Source organism: Pseudoalteromonas sp. Angola-4, assembly GCF_028599265.1.
In the GTDB taxonomy this organism is placed as follows: Bacteria; Pseudomonadota; Gammaproteobacteria; order Enterobacterales; family Alteromonadaceae; genus Pseudoalteromonas; species Pseudoalteromonas atlantica.
The window spans coordinates 61,186-81,479 of sequence record NZ_JAQREK010000006.1; the positions used below are offsets into that span (position 1 = coordinate 61,186).

The window sequence follows — 20,294 nt, forward strand, 5'->3', positions numbered from 1 at the left end:
CGGCACATTAAAAAAGGCGCGTTACTTTATAAGTAACGCGCCTTTTTTATAACTTCAATGTGCTTAGTAAAATGATTAGGCAGTATTGCTTATAAATATAAGCTTTGAATTAACAGCAAATTAGGCGCTGTGTTACTTTTGATTGCGGATTTTGAAACACCTCTTCGGTACGCCCATATTCTACTACCTCACCTTTTTCAAGCACTACTAGCTGATCGCTGATGTGGCGCACTAAACTTAAATGGTGCGTAATGAGTACATAAGTTAGACCGGTTTCTTTTTGCAGCTTAAGTAATAAGTTAACTGTTTGCGCACGAACGGAGGGATCTAAAGCCGACAGCGCTTCATCAAGCACCACCACTTTAGGGTCTAAAATGAGCGCCCGCGCCAACGCTACACGCTGCAATTGGCCTACACTAAACATGTGAGGGTAATAATGTTGATGATCGATTAGCAGCCCCACTTTAGAAAGCGTGGCATCTATTTTTTCTTGGCGAGCCAGTTGGTCTGAATCGGTATTATACTGCAAGCAATCATCTAGCATATCACCTATGGTGAGACCCGGATTGAGCGAGGCAGCGGAGTCTTGGAATATCATGCGGATATGTCGACATTGATCATCGCGCACGCCGTCATCTTCAATAATGTTACTTTCTAATAAAATTTGCCCACTGTCAGCGCTATCGGCCCCTGCGAGTAATTTAGCGAGTGTACTTTTACCCGCACCGGTTTCACCGATTACTGCGATTGTTTCGCCTTTGCCCACACAAAAAGAGATATTTTTTAGTACCTCAAATTTTTTGCGGCTAAATAAACCAGCACGTATGTTAAAGGTTTTACAAAGCGCTTGTACTTTTAATACCGGTTGCATTACTTCATCTCCTTAATAAGCGGAAAATGACACGCATAGCTGTGCCCATGGTGCTTAGTAAGTGCAGGGGTAATTACACATTCTTTTTGTGCTTGAGGGCAGCGTGGGCCTAATCGGCAACCTATAGGTAAATGTTGCAAAGTAGGGATAGTGCCTTTAAGTGCATAAAAGGGTTCTTTGTGTGCTAAGCCTTGCTCATAATTGGGTAAGCTTTTTAATAACGCTTGCGTGTAAGGGTGGCGAGGCTGGCGAAAAATACGTTGCGTTGGGCCGGCTTCAACCATTTGCCCACAATATAAAACATGAATACCGTGCGACCAGTCGGCTATTTCTTCAAGCTCATGAGAAATCATCAAAATAGACATATTTTTTAATTGATTTAAGCTTTTTAGCAACCTAAATACCTGTGCACGAGTGGTGCTTTCAAGCGCTGTAGTCGGCTCATCAGCAATTAGTAGCTTAGGAGTGCGCGCTATGGCCATGGCAATCATGACCTTTTGGCACACGCCTTCTGATAGCTCGTGCGGGTAACTATCAAGCACAGCGTCGTGGTTTTTAATACCCACTTTATGGATAAGTGCTTTTACGCGGTCTTTACGTTCTCTATTGCGCTTTAAAAAAAAGCCTTTAGTGGATGTTTCAGGCAGTGTTTCGGCTATTTGGTCAAATATTTTAGCGGTCGGGTCAAGGCAGCGGCTAGGGTCTTGGTAAATCATCGCAATGTCTTGGCTGACTGTTTTTCTGCGTTGCTCTGGGGTTAAGCGCATTAAATCAACACCGCGCCAATGCATTCTATCGGCTGTTATATGCCAGCGTTCGTTAAGTACCCCAACAATGGCTTTGGCTATTAAGCTTTTACCAGAGCCCGACTCACCCACCAAGCCATGTACTTCACCTTCTTTTAGGCTAAAGCTGACTCTATCTACAGCGCGAATCACCGTTTCAGAGGTACGCAGCTCTATGGTTAAATTTCTAACGTCGAGTAATTGCATTTAATCAGCCTTACGTGCTTTAAGCACTTTTCGTAGGCCATCACCTACTAAATTGGTAGACAAAACCGCTAAAAATAATAATACACCCGGTAGCGCAACGGTCCAAGGTGCTAAATATATAAGGCCTAAATTCTCAGCCAGTATGGCGCCCCATTCGGTTGTAGGGGGCTGCGCACCAAGTTTTAAAAAGCCTAAGGCAGCAATATCTAAAATAGCAGTAGAAAGCGCGGTGGTAAAAATAACTACAATGTGCTCATAAATATTAGGAAAAATACCCCGCGACAAAATATGCCAGTTAGAGGCACCATCAAGCCTAAAAGCGGTAATGTAGTCTTTGCTTAGCTCATCAACAATTAAATTACGAATAGAGTGAATAAATTGCGGTAATAACGCCAGTATAATGGCCCACACTGTATTCATTAAGCCCGGCCCAAGCACTGCGATAATAATAATCGCTAATAGCAAAGACGGAATAGAGAGCGTGATATCAAGCAAGTGATTTAAAAAGCTTGAGCGCAGGCCGCGGCTAATGCCGGCAAAAGTGCCAACAAGCACACCAATAATGGTAGTAATAAAGGCAGCCACCACCGATAAGCCAAACGTGTAAGTTGCGCCATTCATCAAGCGCGATAGTACATCGCGTCCTAAATCATCGGTGCCTAAAATAAAGCGCACATCGCCCATTTCACGCCATGATGGCGGTATAAGTAAAGCATCGCTATGTTGCTGGTTAACCCCATACGGCGCTAAAAAGGGCGCACTGGCGGCCAATAGCGCAAACGCCATAAAAATCCATAACCCCACCAAGGCGGGGTGATTGTTTTTAAATTTGCGCCAAAAACGCGCCAGCGGCGATTTATTCGACTCTTCAGAAAATAATTTAAACTTTACCATGTGCCTGATTCCGCGAAATTGGGTCGAACAGAGTATATGTAAGCTCGGCAACAATAGTGGCAATAATAACAAACATAGACACCGCCATTAAACCGCCTTGAATAGCAGGGTAGTCTCGTTGGTAAATACTATCGATTAGCCAACGGCCAATACCAGGCCAAGAAAAAATAACTTCGGTTATCATGGCAAGCGTAATAAGCGTACTAAATTGCAGTCCTATTTGTTTTATTACCGGCAATAGCGCATTGCGCAGCGCATGATGCATGATTAATTGGCGGCGATTAAGGCCTTTTGCCCTGGCTGTTTTTATAAAGCTTTGATCCATTACTTTAAGCATAGAGTCGCGGGTAAAGCGCACTAAAACAGTGGTAGGAAACATGGCCAGTACTATGGTTGGCAGTGTTAAGTGATGCAGTGCATCTATAAATGCTTCACCTTTGTAGGGGAAGCCTGCGAGCATAATATCGATTAATATAAACCCGGTATTAGGCGGTATTTCAAATAGTAACCCCATTCTACCCGACATAGGAAACCAGCCCAGTTTGAGCGAAAAAATCATAATAAGTAACAGCGCTAACCAAAAAACCGGAATAGAGTAACCAATCATGGTGGTAGAGCTAATTAATTTATCTGGCCAACGGCGTGTGTACGCTGAGGCCAAAATGCCCGCTGGTACACCTACCACAACCGATACAATAAGCGCATAAACACACAGCTCTAAAGTTGCTGGAATTAAATCTAAAATGTGCTGAAAAACGTTATCTCCCGAGGCAAACGACACGCCCCAGTCACCTTGGAATATACGCCCTAAAAACGCTAAATACTGCATAACGTAGTTGCTGTCATACATGTATTTATCTTCAAGCTCACTGTGCTGAGAAAAATTACCGGTAGGAATGCCACTTAGGTTGCTGAGCGGATCCCCTGGGAACAAGTAGCTAAGCGAAAAGGTAAATATGCTTAGCATTAAAATCATGAATAAAAACAAGCCAAGGCGGCGTAATATATAATCTAGTATCATTATTTTTTCCTCGCATTTGCGAGTGAAATCGCCCCAAATGGGCCAAGGGTTATCCCTTCTACATCGGCACTATTTGCTTGAAAACGCATACCATGAGCAATAGGGACCAGCGGGAGCTGATCTACAATGAGCGCTTGAACCTGATCGTAATACTGTTTGCGTAAGCTTAAATCGGTGGTGTCGAGCGCTTGGGTAAGCAATAAGTCAAACTGCGGGTTACACCAATTGGCTGGGTTTTTACCGCTAAAAGTGGCAGTGCAGCTTAGCAATGGGCTAAAAAAGTTATCTGGATCGGGGGTATCGGCAGCCCAGCCGAGTAATACGCTATCATGGCGGTGCTCACCTATACGCTGAATAAAAGTATTCCACTCGTACTCAACAATACTCACATTAACACCTATTTTGCGTAAATCGCTTTGCATCAGCTCAGCCATTTTGCGGGCATTAGGGTTGTATATTCGACTCACCGGCATTGCCCAAATGGTCATATCAAAGCCATTCGGTAACCCCGCTTCTATGAGTAGTTTTTTAGCCAGCTCAGGGTCAAACATAGGCATGTTTTCTTGTGGTTCAAAGCCCCACGAAGTCGGCGGTAAAATAGATTGCGCGCGTATACCATTACCGTAATAAACGGCTTGCATTATTTTGTCTATATCAATTGCATGCGCAAGGGCTCTGCGCACTCTAATGTCATCAAAAGGGGCTCGCTCAGTATTAAAGGCCCAATAACCAATATTTAAATTGGTTTCTTTTTCAACGTTTATATCGTCTCGTTGCGCTAAAATACTCAGTTGTGCGCTACTTGGATGGGCGGTTACATCGCACTCTTTAGTGAGCATTTTTGCTATGCGCGTAGTGCCGTTTGTCGTAATGTCGTAAACCAGCTGTTCAAGGGCAACATCGTGCTTCCAATATAGGGGGTTGCGGTAAAAGCGCACTAAGTGATCGCGTCGGTACTCTTTGTATATGTAGGGGCCTGTGCCAATAGGGTACTGATCAAATAAATTAGTTTGATCTCGCGCTTTTAATTGCATTGCGTATTCTTGCGACAGCACCACGGCAAAGTCGGTGGCCATGTTCGTTAAAAAACTGCTTTCTGGGTGAAATAGCTCAAAGCGCACTTGATAGTCAGACACGCGTACAATTTTACGAATAAGCTGATCGAGCCCCACACTTTGAAAATACGGGTAGTTTGCATCGCCTACAAAATGGTACGGGTTGTACACGTCAAATAATCGGCTAAAGGTAAAAATAACATCATCAGCGTTAAAATCGCGAGTAGGGGTAAAGTACGAGGTAGAATGAAATTTTACGCCTTTACGCAGCGTAAAGGTGACCGACTTTCCATCGTTGCTAATTTTCCAATCGGTTGCCAGCTCACTTTTAAAATCAGCAGTAACAGGGTCAATACTAATTAAACGGTCAAATAACTGATTAGCAATAATATCAATAGTTGAGCCAGTGGTTGTTACTTGCGGATTAAACGACACAGGGTTCGCTTCGGCGCAATAAACGAGGCCTTGGTTTTTCTCTTCTATAATTTCTTCTTTACTATCAAAGCAGCCTGTTAAGGTGCTGGCTAGTAAAACAAGTAGTATTTTATGCACTCGCATAACCTCTAACTATTTATCTTCTAATAAATTGTATTTTTTAAGATAACCACGTAATTGATGATACGTTAAACCGAGTACTTCTGCAGTTTTCTTTTGATTAAATTGGCTATGCTCAAGGGCTTTATTAATCATATTTATTTCAAATTCGTTAGAGCGCTCTTTTAAGCTACACGGAAATTCAATTGGGGCGCTAAGCTCGTTACTAAGCTCGCTAACAGGTGTGGCTAGTGTTGTAGGCTCAGCTGGGGCAACCGGTGTTGCAATAGGAGCTTTAATGCGTGCTTTGGGTCTAAAACGGCTTTCAAATGGGTCTAAAATAATCTGGTGAACGGGAATATGTTCATTACCATGACGATACAAACTTCGCTCAACTACATTTTTAAGCTCGCGTATATTACCCGGCCAATCGTAATTTAGCAGGGTTTCGGTGGCGCTGCGGGTAAAGCCACTAAATAACTCCCACTCTAAATCGCGTGCCATATTCATGGCAAATTGCTCAGCGAGTAGCATAATATCGTCTTGACGTTCGCGCAGTGGTGGCAGGGTAATTACATCAAAGGCTAAGCGGTCAAGTAAGTCACTTCTAAATTCGCCCTGTTCAGCAAGGTGGGGTAAATCTTCGTTGGTGGCACACACTAAACGAGTATCTACCTTTACGGTGTGTTTACCACCAACCCGCTCAAATTCACCGTATTCTATAACGCGCAGAAGCTTTTCTTGTACCATGGCCGACGTATTAGCCAGCTCATCTAAAAATAAGGTACCGCTGTTAGCGCGCTCAAAGCGACCTTCGTGACGTTTACTTGCCCCGGTAAAAGCCCCACTTTCATGACCAAATAATTCGCTTTCGAGGAGGTTTTCGTTAAGGGCTGCACAGTTAAGCTTTACGTAGTTTTGATCCCAACGCTTTGATAAAAAGTGTAAACGGGCGGCTATAAGCTCTTTACCGGTTCCTCGCTCGCCAATAATAAGCACTGGCTTATCTAAATTAGCTAACTGCGATACCTGATCAAGTACAGCTAAAAAGCTATCAGATTGGCCGAGTAAATTATCCTGTTGGCGATATTGGCTCATTTTTCCTAACTCTTGGTCATTTTTGCTAACAGTTAGTGTATTTCATAATCAGGGATAACTAAAGGAATTTGTATATTTAGTTTAACTTAATGAAAATAAAGTGTATTTTAGATTTTAAAAAGTTGGCAAGCATATTGATACTAGTTACAGCAGACCAACTAAGTTTATATTACAGAGGTAAATGTTATGGGAATTTTTTCGCGTTTTGCAGACATTGTTAATTCTAATATCAATGCCATTTTAGATAAAGCAGAAGACCCAGAAAAAATGGTTCGTCTTATTATCCAAGAGATGGAAGACACATTGGTAGAGGTGCGCTCTACGTCAGCTAAAACACTGGCTGAGAAAAAAGAATTAGTACGTCGTGTAGACACACTAAAAGCACAAGTAAGCGATTGGCAAGACAAAGCAGAGCTTGCATTAAGTAAAGACCGCGACGATTTAGCGCGTTCAGCATTACTTGAAAAGCAAAAATCGGCAGAAGCAGTTGCAGCAGTAGAGTCTGAGCTTGAGCATGTAGAGTCTCACATTGAGAAACTTCAGCAAGAAGTCACCACTCTACAAGAAAAGCTAGCCGATGCTAAAGCACGTCAAAAGGCAATTATTTTACGTCAACGTTCGGCTGAGTCGCGCCTTGAAGTGAAAAAAGCCCTTGATAGCTCTAAAGTAGAAGATGCACTTAATCGCTTTGAGCGCTACGAAACTAAAATTGATGGACTAGAATCTCAAATAGAGTCTTACGATTTAGGTAAAAAGTCGCTTGCAGATGAAATTGCCGACCTACAAAAAAATGAAAAGATAGATGATGAGCTTGCCGAACTTAAAAAGAAGCTAGCTGATAAATAACTTATAAAGGGGTACTTAAAGTGCCCCACTGCTTAAAACATCGATTACGGATTGTCAGGAGAGGATTATGTTTGATCCAGAGATACTAATTGCACCATTTATCTTGTTCATGATTTTTGTTGCGCCACTGTGGTTAATTTTGCACTACCGTAGCAAAAAGCAAGTGAGCCAAGGGTTAAGTGAGCATGAACATCGCCAGTTATTGGAACTTGCCCACAAGGCCGAAAAAATGGCTGATAGAGTAGAAACCCTTGAAGCATTACTCGATCAAGAGTCACCACAATGGAGACGCAAAGTATGAGTGCCAAACGCGAATTATTAAGAGACCCACAGCGCGGCAAAATCGCCGGTGTATGTGCGGGATTAAGTGACTACTTTAATATGGAGTTATGGTTAGTTCGCATTATTTTTGTTAGTGCGGTACTGCTAACGGGTGGCCCATTATTTGTGGTAGCGTATATTGCAGCGTGGTTTATTTTAGATAAAAAAGACCCCACAACTATACATACTAGTAGCTCAACTAAAACTGACGATCCGCTAGAAGTTAAATTTAAAGTATGGCAAAAAGGCGAGCCACCGCGCCGCGCATTGCAAGACTTAAAAGAGCGTTTAACGCGAATAGACACGCGTCTTCAAGATATGGAGCGCCATGTTACTTCAAGCGAGTTTACGGTTAGCCGTGAAATCAACAAACTTTAAAGGATTTAATAGCACTTTGTTCGGTGATTAACAGCATCAATGAAGTGCTAGCCCATTATGAGTAGCACTTCATTTGCCAAAAAAACCTTTAAAAGTATTAAAGGTTCAGCCCAAAAAGCCCTTCATCGCAGTTTAGATCAACACGTAAAATTGGCCGTAACCGGTCTAAGTGGCAGTGGTAAAACCGCGTTTATTACCGCACTTGTTAAGCACCTTACAACACAAAGCGATGATAAAAACTTACCGTTTTTTGATGTAATGCGAGAGCACCGCCATATAGCCACCAAAGTGGTGCCGCAAGAGGCGTTAAAAGTGCCTACGTTTGACTACTCGCGCGCGCTTAATGCCTTGCTCCCAACTGATGGGATGCCTGCATGGCCTGCATCAACCGAGCGTATTAATACTCTGCGTTTAGCGATTAAATACCAAAGCGCATCAGGGTTGCGTGGGCATTTTTCGCCGCAATCTACGCTGTATTTAGATATTATCGACTACCCGGGTGAATGGCTACTTGATTTACCTATGCTTGAGCAAAGCTATAGTCAGTGGTGCGAGCAACAATACCCGCTGTTACTACAGCACCCGCGTGTGAATACCTCTACTGAATTTTTAAACGCGCTTGAACAGCTTGATTTAAATGCGCCTGTAGATGAAGGCTTGCTTGCACACATTGCAGCGCTTTATCAAAGTATGCTGGTGGGCCTTAAAAAAGATACTAAGCTTGCCATGTTACAACCTGGGCGCATGCTAATGCCTGGCGACTTACAAGGTGCGCCGCTTTTGTTGTTTTTTCCGGTAAATGCGCAGCATATTAAAAGTGATGAGGTAGTGGCAGGCTCTAACTTAGCGCATTTAATTAAGCGCTTTAACGCCTATGTAAAAGAGGTGGTTAAGCCATTTTATAATGAGCACTTTAAACACTTTGACCGCCAAATTGTGTTGGTAGACGTACTCAGCGCTTTAAACGAAGGCCACGAAACACTCCAAGAGCAAAGTAGTGTAATAAACCAATTACTCGCACATTTTAATTATGGCGAGTCGGGTTTTTTTAAGCGTTTATTTAAACCCAGCATAGATAAAATACTGTTTGCTGCAAATAAGTCAGATCACATAAGTGCAAAGCACCATAAAGACTTAGCACTACTACTTGACTCGCTAGTGCATGAGCAAAGTAATCACTTAAAGTTTGATGGCGTACAAATAGAAACCATGGCAATGTCGTCAATTGCAGCAACGCAGCCGCGCCAAGTGGCCGATAAAGGCCAAACGCTTGATTGTATTTATGGTAAACCATTAAACGAGCAAGATTGGCTTACTTATTTACCCCCACAGCCACCAAAGCGCATGCTTAATAAAAATGAGTGGCCAGCGCAGGGCTTTGAGTTTTTATCGTTTGCGCCTATGCCAAACCCCGATAAGCAACTTAAGCATGTTCGCCTTGATCATGTGATGCAGTACTTGTTAGGAGACAAATTATCATGAACGACACACAGCAAACTTTTCAAGCAGGTAGGCGAATTGATAGCCAAGCTGATGAGCAGGTTGAGGCGACGCTTGCTCCTGCAAAAATAATTACCCAGGGTCAAAGTGAATACATTGAAGAGCCTGAAGATGAACTTCTTGATGAAGAAATAGACCTAGAGCCAGTATATAAAAAATCTAAATGGCAAACGCTTAAAGGGGTGTTTGCTGTAAGCTTTTTAGTGTTAGTGCTACTTGAGTTTGCTTATTCGTTAGTGTTTGCGTTTCAGCAGTCGGTCATTTTAGGCGGCGTGTATTTAACGGCGGTGGTAAGCGGTGTGTTGCTAATTGGGCGCATGCTATGGCGCGAATACAGAATGCTGCGCAGTTTAAAGCGTAATCAATTACACCGCCAAGAAGCCGACAGACTTTTAAATAGTGAGCAAGTAGGTGGCGCATTACCCTGGCTTGAAAAACTAAACAAGCACCAACAACTAGACAACTTCGAAGCGTTTAAAAGCCAAGTGGCTACCCATCATAGCGATAAGGAAATAATGACCCTTTACGCAAATAGCTTGCTTATAACGCAAGACACGCAAGCTAAAAAGCTTATAAACCGCTTTGCGACAGAGTCAGCGTTGCTTGTTGCCTTGAGCCCCCTTGCGCTGGTGGACATGATGGCGGTGCTTTGGCGCGGTACTAAATTAATAGAGCAAATTGGTAAAATTTATGGCATTGGTTTCGGTTACGCAAGCCGCATTAAGCTCTACCGTATGCTTATAAAGCAAGTTATGTTTGTAGGCAGTGCTGAACTTGTATCTGATTTAGCAGCCACAGCACTCAGTGCTGAGCTTTTAGGTAAGCTCTCGGGACGTGCAGCGCAAGGTGTAAGCGCCGGTATTTTTACAGCACGTATTGGTTACAAAGCAATGGAGCTTAGCCGCCCATTACCAAAGCTTGAAAACAAACGCAGCTTGTTAAAAGGCACAGTGCAAAGCATTGCCAGCAAAATCATGAGCCGTAAAAAGGCCGAGCCAACGTCCTAAAGTAGCAGTGGCAATATTTGTGTACAAAACCGCGCTGAGCGGTTTTTGCACAAATAGCCATCTGAGCATCCGGCATGCTTGTGATTTAAACTGCGGTGCGTTTTATTTATGTAATTGACATACATAATAAAAACGAGAGCACACAATGAGCAAGCAGCATATTAATACCCAATGTATTCATGGCCCGCAAAAAGCAAACGATCCGCATGGCGCACTCACGTCGCCTTTGTATCAAACCTCTACCTTTCATTTTGAAAATGCAGCACAAGGTGCCGCGCGTTTTGCAGGCGATGAGCCCGGTTATATTTACACCCGCCTAGGTAACCCAACCACCACCGAACTTGAGCAAAAAGTAGCACAGTTAGAGGGCTGCGAAGCTGCTGCTGCTACCGCCACAGGTATGGGTGCTGTATCGGCGTCGGTATTAAGCTTTTTATCGCAGGGCGATCATTTAATTGCATCAAGTGCATTGTATGGATGTACTTTTGCGTTTTTTGCTCACATGTTACCGCGCTGGGGAATTGAAGTAACTTTTGTTGATATGACCAACGAGGGCGAGCTTCGCGCTGCTATAAAACCTAATTCAAAAATGATATTTGTAGAAACGCCAATCAACCCCACAATGGCAGTCATTGATTTAGCCTTAATTGGCGCGCTCGCTAAGCAACATAATTTAATTAGTGTGGTCGACAACACCTTTTTAACGCCACTGCTGCAATCACCTAAGCAGTACGGCATAGATATTATTGTGCACAGTGCCACTAAGTACTTAAACGGCCATGGCGATGTAGTAGCGGGGCTTGTGTGTGGAACGCATGAGTACATTACCTTAATAAAAATGACGGTACTTAAAGATATTGGTGCCACCATAAGCCCGCACGACGCATGGCTTATTAATCGCGGATTAAAAACTTTAGCTATACGCATGGAGCGCCATTGCCAAAGCGCGCAAACGGTTGCCGAATATTTAGAGGCGCACCCACAGGTTAATATTGTTTATTACCCTGGGCTTAAATCGCACCCTGGCAACAAATATATAGGCAAGCAAATGAAAGCCGCTGGCGGCGTTATTGCATTTGAAATTAAAGGCAGCCTTGCTCAAGGATCGCAGTTTATAGATAGCATGAAGCTTTGCACACTTGCTGTAAGTTTAGGTGATGCCGAAACGCTTATTCAGCACCCCGCATCAATGACGCATTCCCCTTACACACCCGAGGAGCGAGCAGCCGCAGGCATAAGTGATGGCTTAATAAGACTCTCTGTAGGGCTTGAAGATGTTAACGATATTATTGACGACTTAAACCAAGCTTTTACATTAATTTGTTAGGTGTATTTATTTCTGTACAGTTTAATTTACCCTTAACGCCTTTAATTTAGTGGGTGTATAATATTAATGCCGGTGGTGTAATTTTAACTATACACTTTAGGGGATCGTGCTAAATGTAGATATCCGTCTAACTATTAAACTTTTCTTCACTTTTGCATAGTATGGCTGCATTAGATATTCAGTAATCTTGAGTATCACACTGACACACATTTAGGGCTTAACCCCAAGAAGGTTATTATGGCTAAAGCAAGTAAATACACCTCTAAAACACCCGATGAAAACGGTGTTATTCATTGGAGCGAAGAAGAAAATAAAATTTGGTCTGAGCTTGTTACGCGCCAACTTGCGTGCATAGAAGGCAAAGCTTGTGATGAGTACATGGATGGGCTAAAAAAAATAAACCTACCACACGATCGTATTCCGCAGTTAAGCGAACTTAACGAAGTGCTTCTTGCCACCACCGGTTGGCAAGTAGCGCCTGTACCTGCGCTTATCGATTTTGATGAATTTTTTAGGTTATTGGCAAACAAACAATTTCCGGTAGCGACGTTTATTCGTAGCCGAGAAGAGTTTGACTACCTGCAAGAGCCTGACATTTTCCATGAAATATTTGGCCACTGCGCTATGCTAACAAACCCTGACTTTGCCGAATTCACACACAAATACGGCCAATTAGGGTATGCAGCGCAGAAAAAAGATCGTGTATACCTTGCACGTATGTATTGGTTTACGGTTGAGTTTGGTTTAATGCAAACCGAAAACGGCCTGCGTATATACGGCGGTGGTATATTATCAAGCCCGGGTGAAACCCAGTACGTGTATTCAGATACACCAGAGATAACGCCTATGAGCGTAATTGATGTGCTTCGTACGCCGTACCGCATTGATATTATGCAACCACAGTACTACACCATAAATTCGATTCATGATCTGTTTGATATATCGCAAATGGATATTATGACTTTGGTTGAGCAAGCTAAAGCGCTTGGTTTGCACGACCCAAAATTTCCACCTAAAGAAAAATTAGCCGGTTAACTTTAATTTAAAAAGAAACGCTAAAGTAAGGATTTAAAATGTCTTCATTAAGTGAACAAAAATGCGAAGCCTGCCACGTAGATGCGCCAAAGGTATCTGAGGAAGAGCTTGCCCAACTTATTACAAAAATTCCAGACTGGGTACCAGAGGTACGCGACGGCATTATGCAACTTGAGCGTGTTTATAAGTTTAAAAACTTTAAGCAAGCTATGGCGTTTACCAATAAAGTAGGTGATATGGCAGAAGATGAAGGCCATCACCCTGGTTTATTAACCGAGTGGGGCAAAGTAACCGTAACGTGGTGGAGCCATTCAATTAAAGGCCTACACAAAAACGATTTTATTTGCGCAGCTAAAACAGACGACGTATTTAACGCGCTGTAATTAAAAAATTAATTGAGCAGATTAAAAAGGCACTTTTAAGTGCCTTTTTTATTGCATCAAAATTGCGCTGTTAATTAAAGCGCTTATTTAAGGTTTGTCGCTATTTAACATGTCATCGTGTTCGGCCATATCCCACGGAAGTTCCCCTGGGCTGTTACCTAAAAAGTGTAAGTAATTCTCAAATTGATCAAGAATGTCCTTCACAATATCATCTTCACTGTAGCCATACACATCGTAAGATAATCCACCGCGGCGCAAGAAAACATCTGCCTTGTAATACATCTCGGAGTTATCAGCATCCGGTTTTAGCTCTGTGTAGGCAAAGCTTGGCATTGGGTGCTCAGTAAGACGAATGTCATACACAAAATCAACATGTTCATGGCGTAGTACGGTTAAATGGGCGCGGCCTAAGTCAGTATCAAAATCTACCTCGGCATGCCACTGGCGCGCTTTTAATTCTGCTTGAACAGCTTGCATTGCTTGTACCACCACACTACTAATGAAGGTATGCACTTTTTCCTTATTCGGATAATTAACCATAGCGGCTAACCGGCGCTTCCAATGAGATAGGTTAACATTACGGCTATTGAGCGCATGTGCTTGTAAGCTCGTATCGCGATGGCCTTCAATGGTAAGTGCGCGCCAAAGTCCCGCGGTTGCAATAAGCATAATAATAGCAAAGGGTAGGGCACTGGCTATTGTCATGGTTTGCAGTGCACTTAGCCCACCTGCTACTAATAAAACAGCAGCCACAGCGCCTTCAAGCACAGCCCAAAACACCCGTTGCCATGCTGGCGTATCAATACTCCCGCCAGAGGCGAGGGAGTCAATAACTAAAGAGCCCGAGTCAGATGAGGTTACAAAAAAGGTAATAATTAAGATAACCGTTAGTAGCGAAATAATAAACGATAACGGTAGCACTTCAAATAATTGAAATAGCGCAACGGCATGGTTTGCTTGAACATCGGTTATTAAAGTATTAAACCCTTCATTCATTATTAAATTTAGCGCGGTATCGCCAAATACAGAAAACCATAAAAAGGTAAAAATAGTCGGAACTAGCATCACGCCCACAACAAATTGCCTAATGGTTCTGCCGCGGCTAATTTTAGCGATAAACATACCAACAAAGGGTGCCCACGCTATTGTCCAGCCAAATATAAATAGAGTCCAGTTACCAATCCAATCACTACGGCTATAGGCTTGTAAATTAAAAGTACGCTCAACAATACCGCTGAGGTAGCTGCCGGTATTTTGTAAAAACGATTCAAGAATATGAATAGTCGGGCCAATAAAAAACACAAAGGCCATTAATGATACGGCGAGTGTCATGTTTATTATAGATAAACGCTTCACACCTTTTTCCATACCTGCCACCACAGAAAACGTTGCCGCTGCGGTAATAATAACAATAGCGGTAATTTGTACCGTGGTATTAATAGGGATGCTTGGCCATAAGTAGTGCAGCCCGGCATTAATTTGAGTAACCGAAAGTCCTAACGTTGTGGCAATACCAAATAGCGTGCCTAATATGGCAAACACATCAACAGTGTGCCCAATAGGGCCATATATTTTATCACCAATAAGTGGATACAAGGCTGAGCGAATAGACAGCGGAAGGCCGTGGCGAAATGCAAAGTAAGCAAGCACTAAACCAACAATCCCATAAATTGCCCATATATGAAAACCCCAATGAAAAAATGCAATTTGCATAGCCTGCTTAGCGGCATTAACGGTTTCTGCGGCGCCTGCCGGCGGAGATGCATAATGGAGCACGGGTTCTGCTACACCAAAATAAAGTAATGCGACTCCGTAACCGGCCGAAAATAGCATGGCAAACCATTCACCAAAGCTGTATTGGGGTTGCGCATGATCAGGACCCAGCTTGATATTTCCCCAGCTGGAGGCGGCAACACAAACGATGAAAACTAAGAAGATGGCAACTGATAACATATAAAACCAGCCAAAGGTTTCTGTTATCCACTTGAGGGCGACACTGAATGCTTGCCCTGCCAGTTCAGGGTTACTACTTGTACCAATGACCAAAAGCAGAATAATAAATACCGCGGGCAAAAATACCGGTAGCAAAATAGTTGAGCGTAAAGCAGTTTTTGTCATATTAATCCTTAATATTAATTGCTAACTTTCAAGTATGCTTTACTACCTTATTATATCTTGGGTGTGTTGGCTAATTCAGTCGTTTGTTTTGTATACGTATATTGCTTTGAATTAAGGTTGAGTTGAGCACAGAGAAACCCAACGGTTTAGCTATTTAAGAGATAAACTCTAATCTAAACAAAAAAGCTCTAAACCCAAAGGGCTTAGAGCTTTCTAAATTTAGCTAAAACACTAAACTTTAATGTGTTGTTGGGTTTCGTTTCACTCAACCCAACCTACGTTTAACACCAATCAGCTTAGGGCTTACAGCTAAAAGCTTATCGCTTCTTTTAATCATCAATTGAGCGTAGTAGGGCGTTGATGCCTACTTTTTCGCGTGTTTGTTGATCAACTTTTTTCACGATGATTGCAGCGTATAGGCTGTGAGTGCCATCTTTTGATGGTAGTGCGCCTGGCACAACTACAGCGCCTGCTGGTACTCGGCCGTAGTGAATTTCGCCGGTTTCACGGTCGTAAATACGGGTGCTTTGGCTAATGTAAACGCCCATTGAAATAACAGCGCCTTCCTCTACTACTACGCCTTCAACAATTTCAGAACGTGCGCCAATAAAACAATTGTCTTCAATGATGGTAGGGTTAGCTTGTAGTGGCTCTAAAACGCCGCCTATGCCCACGCCGCCAGATAAGTGTACGTTCTTACCAATTTGTGCACACGAGCCAACAGTTGCCCATGTATCAACCATGGTGCCTTCATCTACGAATGCCCCAATGTTCACATACGATGGCATAAGTACGACGTTTTTACCTACAAAGCTGCCTTTACGTGCTACAGCATTTGGTACTACGCGCATGCCACCTTGCTGAAATTGCTCCGGTGTGTAGTCGCTAAATTTAAGCGGTACTTTATCGTAAAACTGGTTTACGCCGTCGTTCTTTGGTTGGTTATCGCGAATACGGAACGATAATAAAACGGCTTTTTTAAGCCATTGGTGTACGACCCATTCGCCTGATATTTTTTCAGCAACGCGTGCAGCGCCGCTATCAAGAAGCTCTAGTGCGTCAATAATCGCTTGTTTTACATCGCTAGATACACTGCTTGGGCTAATGCTATCGCGGTTGTCCCAGGCGTTTTCTATCATAGTTTTTAAATCTGACATGGTGTGTCCTTATTCTGTTTCGGCGTTGAATTTTTTACGTAATGCCTGATGAATTTTGGCTTGCTCTTCATCAGTCAGCGCTTGGTATTCGTTATTTGATACGACAAAGAAATCCTCTGCACGTTCACCTACCGTTGTAATACGGGCTGCGTGAATGTGTAATAAATGCGCTTGGAAAACTTCGGCAATTTTAGTAAGTAAACCGGGTATATCAACAGCTTGAATTTCTATTAGGCTGCGATCTTTACGTGCATGAGGACGCAGCACTATTTTAGGTTTAATATTAAAGTCTTTAAATCGTTGTGAGCGATTCTTTTTAAAGCGTATTTTTTTGCGTGGTTCGCTAAGTGCTTGCTCAAGCCCACGTTTAATTGACTGAGCACGGCTACTTGCAATAGGGTCGCCGCTCACTTCAAGTATTACAAAGTTAAATAGGGCATAGCCATCTTTGGTAGTAAGCACTTGAGCGTGTTGTATTTGCGCTTTTTTAGAGCCAATTACGCTAACTAAGCGAGCGAATAACGGCCCAGAATATGGGCTATAAGCAAACACTTGCGTGCCGCCATGCATTGCTTTATCAGAAACAATGACACTGGGTAGGCTTAAGTCTGCGCATTTTAATAGGTGCTCGGTTTGCCATGATATTTGCTGCTCGCTAAAGGCAGTAAAGTAATTGGCTTTAAAGCGGCTCCAAATTAAATCAATTTGGTTTTCTAGGTAGCCCAAATTAAGTAAGCGCTGTTTAGCTTGGTGTTTTTTATCGCGTATTTGGTCGCGTTGATCCATTGGGTTTTCAAGCCCTAGGCGTAATGCGCGCTGAGTATGCAAGTATAACTCGCGTAGTAGAGTGTTTTTCCAATCATTCCATAAGTTGTCGTTGGTTGCGCGTATATCGGCAACGGTTAAACAATAGAGGTAATCGAGTTGGCGCTCTGTTTTTACGCGCGAAGCAAAGTCTTTAATAACACCTGGGTCATTTATGTCTTTACGCTGCGCAGTAACCGACATAAGTAAATGGTTACCAACTAGCCACGATATAAGCTTGCCATCAGATGATGGGAAGCCATGTAATTTAGAAAAAGCAATGGCATCCACTGAGCCTAGCTCTGAGTGATCGCCGCCACGCCCTTTAGCAATATCATGAAAAATACCTGCTAAATAAAGCAGTTCAGGCTTATCCATACGGGTTACTATTTCACTACAAATAGGAAACTCACTCACTTTAGATTTATCAAAATATTGGTAAATATTATTGATTAATTTATGGGTGTGCTCATCTACGGTGTAGGCATGAAATAAGTCAAATTGCATTTGCCCAAATATATTACGCCATTGTGGTAAATACGCGGCCAACATGCCGTGTTTGTGCATGAGCGTGAATGCGCGGCCCATGCCGTTTGGGTGTTTTACAATACGCATAAATGCCTCGCGACACGCTGCGTAATCTTGTAAGTCACCTAATAGGCGCCTGCGTACTTGCCTAATGGTACGAATAGTACTTGGGTAAATATGGGTAATTTCGGGGTTGTCGGCAATATGCTCAAACAAAACAAAAAGTTGATCGCGTCTAAAAAATACCGATGGGTTTTTTACCCTAATTTGGTGCCCAACGCGTTCAAAGTCTTTGTCTAACTCAATCACTGGCGCTTCGCTGCTCTCTGGCATAATACTTTCTTCAAAGTACGATAGCAGCATTTGATTAAGCTCGCGTACGCGGCTCATTATTCTAAATAAGCGTTTCATCATACGCTCAACCGAAGCTTTACCATCGCTACCAAAGCCAAGTATTTCAGCTGTGTGTGGTTGATGGTCAAACAACAAACGGTTTTCTGAGCGCCCAGCGGCTAAATGCAGTGCAAAGCGAATATTCCAAAGGTTTTCTAGGCACTCCGAAAGCTCCTGAAACTCTTCATGCGTTAAGTAGCCGTGGCTAATTAGCTCTTGTAGGGTTTCGGCTCTAAAGTGCTTTTTAGCAACCCAAATAATGGTTTGTAAATCGCGTAGACCACCGGGGTTTTCTTTTATGTTTGGCTCTAGGTTGTAAGCAGTACCGTGGCACTTTTTATGGCGTAGGTTTTGCTCTTGCACTTTGGCTACAAAAAACTCGCCTGAGCGCCAAACAGGGGTTTCTATAATATGCGTTTTGAGTTTTTCAAACTCAATGTGATTACCAAAAATGAGCCTACTTTCGAGCAAGCTGGTGGCAAAGGTAACGTCTTCACGTTTTTGCTCTATGGCTTGTTCAATGGTACGCACACTGTGGCCTATCTCTAAATTGAGATCCCATAGCATGGTAACAAACTGGCCTATTTTTTCGCATATTTGCTCGCTAGGCGGCTGCGTAACAAGCAATAAAAAGTCAATGTCGGAGTAGGGGTGTAGCTCGCCACGGCCGTACCCGCCCACGGCAATAAGGGCAAGATCAGGCTCGTGAGCTAAATCGTAAACATGAAACAGTTTAATTAGCAGGCGGTCTATAAACTCAGCCCGGGCATTAATTAAATTACCAACTGGTTGCTTAGAAAATTCGTTATGTAACCACTTATAAAAATAGCTAGAACAATCGCGATAATCGCTCAGTTGCTCAGCATCGCTAAGCAACTTTTTTACTTTGTTGGGTAATGCCACGTGGGCTGGCTCCTTATTGAACCGTTAGCATTGATAAATAACCTGAACGTTAAGTAATAAGTCAATCCCCAGCGGCTATTTTCAGTGTTAACAGTGTTGAATCCATTTGCAAATAGGCTCGCTATTTGACGCGACAATTCGATTTGTTTTCACTGAAAATCCCCAGCTTGGGGGAAATAAATTAAATATTACATATAATTCAGTATGTTATTAAATATATTAACCCGATTAGAGGTTAAATACTTTTATCAAGTGGCTCGGTATTTATTAGTGTTCGATAATCCTGTCGATAGTATCATCTGATCGCAGCGTTAAAATTTCAACACCATTTTCAGTCACTAATAGGGTGTGTTCCCACTGTGCAGACAAACTACGGTCGCGTGTAACTACAGTCCACTCGTCTTTTAAAAGTTTACACTGGCGCTTACCTGCGTTAACCATTGGCTCTATTGTTAAACACATACCGGCTTTAAGTGTTTCGCCAGTACCTGCTTTACCGTAGTGCATTACTTGAGGCTCTTCATGAAATTCGCTACCAATACCGTGGCCGCAGTATTCACGTACAATTGAGTAGTTAAAGCTCTCTGCGTATTTTTGAATTGCTTCACCAATATCGCCTAAACGCACACCTGGTTTTACCATTTTAATAGCAAGGTATAAGCTTTCTTGCGTTACTTGTGCAAGGCGTTTACCTTGAATGTTAGGCGTACCTACATGAAACATCTTTGAGGTGTCGCCGTGGTAACCGTCCTTAATTACGGTTACATCAATGTTGACGCTATCGCCATCTTTTAGCGGTTTGTCATTTGGAATACCGTGGCAAATTACATGATTTACAGAGGTACATACCGACTTAGGGAAACCGTGGTAATTTAGTGGCGCAGGGATAGCATCTTGCACATTTACAATATAATCATGACAAATTGTATTTAGCTCATCAGTAGTCACACCTGGCACTACATGTGGTTCAATCATTTCAAGTACGTCTGCCGCTAAACGCCCGGCTACACGCATTTTTTCAATTTCTTCAGGGGTCTTGATCACAGCGCTCATTGAGGCTCCAAAGTTGCGTTTTTTAACATTTATCGTCGCACAAATTTTGCACGCGACGTTGAGTATTTAATTTTAA

The 20,294-nt window shown here is 42.8% G+C and carries 18 protein-coding genes; 8 read left to right on the forward strand and 10 right to left on the reverse strand.

Annotated elements, in window-relative coordinates:
* Window positions 1–109 precede the first annotated feature (109 nt).
* From PSH48_RS09390 to pspF, 6 genes are read right to left on the reverse strand one after another with little or no spacing between them, the layout of a single operon-like run.
* Complete coding sequence (locus tag PSH48_RS09390) at window positions 110–871, reverse strand: ATP-binding cassette domain-containing protein (RefSeq protein ID WP_004586900.1); 762 nt, start codon at window positions 869–871, stop codon at window positions 110–112.
* Window positions 871–1,863, reverse strand: a complete 993-nt coding sequence (locus tag PSH48_RS09395) for a peptide ABC transporter ATP-binding protein (protein WP_004586901.1) — start codon at window positions 1,861–1,863, stop codon at window positions 871–873. Before PSH48_RS09395 ends, PSH48_RS09390 begins: the two co-directional genes overlap by 1 nt.
* Window positions 1,864–2,757, reverse strand: a complete 894-nt coding sequence (locus PSH48_RS09400; RefSeq protein ID WP_024033801.1) for an ABC transporter permease subunit — start codon at window positions 2,755–2,757, stop codon at window positions 1,864–1,866. It abuts the gene before it with no gap.
* Window positions 2,744–3,778 (reverse strand): ABC transporter permease, encoded by a 1,035-nt coding sequence (locus tag PSH48_RS09405; protein ID WP_096041403.1) that lies wholly within the window; start codon window positions 3,776–3,778, stop codon window positions 2,744–2,746. Before PSH48_RS09405 ends, PSH48_RS09400 begins: the two co-directional genes overlap by 14 nt.
* Window positions 3,778–5,385 carry an ABC transporter substrate-binding protein gene (locus PSH48_RS09410; protein WP_096041404.1) on the reverse strand — a complete coding sequence of 536 codons (1,608 nt, stop codon included), beginning with the start codon at window positions 5,383–5,385 and terminating at the stop codon, window positions 3,778–3,780. The genes PSH48_RS09405 and PSH48_RS09410 overlap by 1 nt, the downstream gene beginning before the upstream one ends.
* A gap of 15 nt (window positions 5,386–5,400) precedes the next feature.
* Window positions 5,401–6,465, reverse strand: coding sequence for a phage shock protein operon transcriptional activator (pspF, locus tag PSH48_RS09415; protein ID WP_055253116.1), 1,065 nt, complete (start codon window positions 6,463–6,465; stop codon window positions 5,401–5,403).
* Between the two features lie 186 nt (window positions 6,466–6,651).
* Here pspF and pspA point away from each other — a divergent pair, with 186 nt between their 5' ends.
* The 8 genes from pspA (at window position 6,652) to PSH48_RS09455 (ending at window position 13,262) form a co-directional block, all read left to right on the forward strand.
* Complete coding sequence (pspA, locus tag PSH48_RS09420) at window positions 6,652–7,311, forward strand: phage shock protein PspA (RefSeq protein ID WP_004586906.1); 660 nt, start codon at window positions 6,652–6,654, stop codon at window positions 7,309–7,311.
* Between the two features lie 67 nt (window positions 7,312–7,378).
* Window positions 7,379–7,612 (forward strand): envelope stress response membrane protein PspB, encoded by a 234-nt coding sequence (gene pspB / locus PSH48_RS09425; RefSeq protein ID WP_004586907.1) that lies wholly within the window; start codon window positions 7,379–7,381, stop codon window positions 7,610–7,612.
* Window positions 7,609–8,010 carry an envelope stress response membrane protein PspC gene (gene pspC / locus PSH48_RS09430; protein WP_004586908.1) on the forward strand — a complete coding sequence of 134 codons (402 nt, stop codon included), beginning with the start codon at window positions 7,609–7,611 and terminating at the stop codon, window positions 8,008–8,010. The genes pspB and pspC overlap by 4 nt, the downstream gene beginning before the upstream one ends.
* A gap of 57 nt (window positions 8,011–8,067) precedes the next feature.
* The gene (locus tag PSH48_RS09435; protein ID WP_273611432.1) at window positions 8,068–9,492 is read left to right on the forward strand and encodes a YcjX family protein; all 1,425 of its coding nucleotides are present in this window, start codon (window positions 8,068–8,070) and stop codon (window positions 9,490–9,492) included.
* Window positions 9,489–10,517, forward strand: coding sequence for a TIGR01620 family protein (locus PSH48_RS09440; protein ID WP_273611433.1), 1,029 nt, complete (start codon window positions 9,489–9,491; stop codon window positions 10,515–10,517). Before PSH48_RS09435 ends, PSH48_RS09440 begins: the two co-directional genes overlap by 4 nt.
* Window positions 10,518–10,662: 145 nt before the next feature.
* Window positions 10,663–11,844: a methionine gamma-lyase gene (gene megL, locus PSH48_RS09445; RefSeq protein ID WP_273611434.1), complete on the forward strand. Its 1,182-nt coding sequence runs from the start codon at window positions 10,663–10,665 to the stop codon at window positions 11,842–11,844.
* A gap of 237 nt (window positions 11,845–12,081) precedes the next feature.
* Window positions 12,082–12,879, forward strand: coding sequence for a phenylalanine 4-monooxygenase (phhA, locus tag PSH48_RS09450; RefSeq protein WP_029774298.1), 798 nt, complete (start codon window positions 12,082–12,084; stop codon window positions 12,877–12,879).
* Between the two features lie 38 nt (window positions 12,880–12,917).
* Window positions 12,918–13,262, forward strand: a complete 345-nt coding sequence (locus PSH48_RS09455) for a 4a-hydroxytetrahydrobiopterin dehydratase (RefSeq protein WP_004586913.1) — start codon at window positions 12,918–12,920, stop codon at window positions 13,260–13,262.
* Between the two features lie 87 nt (window positions 13,263–13,349).
* Here the strand turns inward: PSH48_RS09455 and PSH48_RS09460 are convergent, their stop codons facing one another.
* The 4 genes from PSH48_RS09460 to map form a co-directional block, all read right to left on the reverse strand.
* Entirely contained in the window at window positions 13,350–15,380 is a 2,031-nt protein-coding gene (locus tag PSH48_RS09460; protein WP_273611435.1) for a BCCT family transporter, read from the reverse strand.
* 329 nt (window positions 15,381–15,709) lie between these two features.
* Window positions 15,710–16,537 (reverse strand): 2,3,4,5-tetrahydropyridine-2,6-dicarboxylate N-succinyltransferase, encoded by an 828-nt coding sequence (gene dapD, locus PSH48_RS09465; RefSeq protein ID WP_273611436.1) that lies wholly within the window; start codon window positions 16,535–16,537, stop codon window positions 15,710–15,712.
* Between the two features lie 9 nt (window positions 16,538–16,546).
* Window positions 16,547–19,165, reverse strand: a complete 2,619-nt coding sequence (gene glnD / locus PSH48_RS09470) for a [protein-PII] uridylyltransferase (protein WP_024033810.1) — start codon at window positions 19,163–19,165, stop codon at window positions 16,547–16,549.
* 267 nt (window positions 19,166–19,432) lie between these two features.
* Window positions 19,433–20,251 (reverse strand): type I methionyl aminopeptidase, encoded by an 819-nt coding sequence (gene map / locus PSH48_RS09475; protein ID WP_223230592.1) that lies wholly within the window; start codon window positions 20,249–20,251, stop codon window positions 19,433–19,435.
* Window positions 20,252–20,294: the final 43 nt, after the last annotated feature.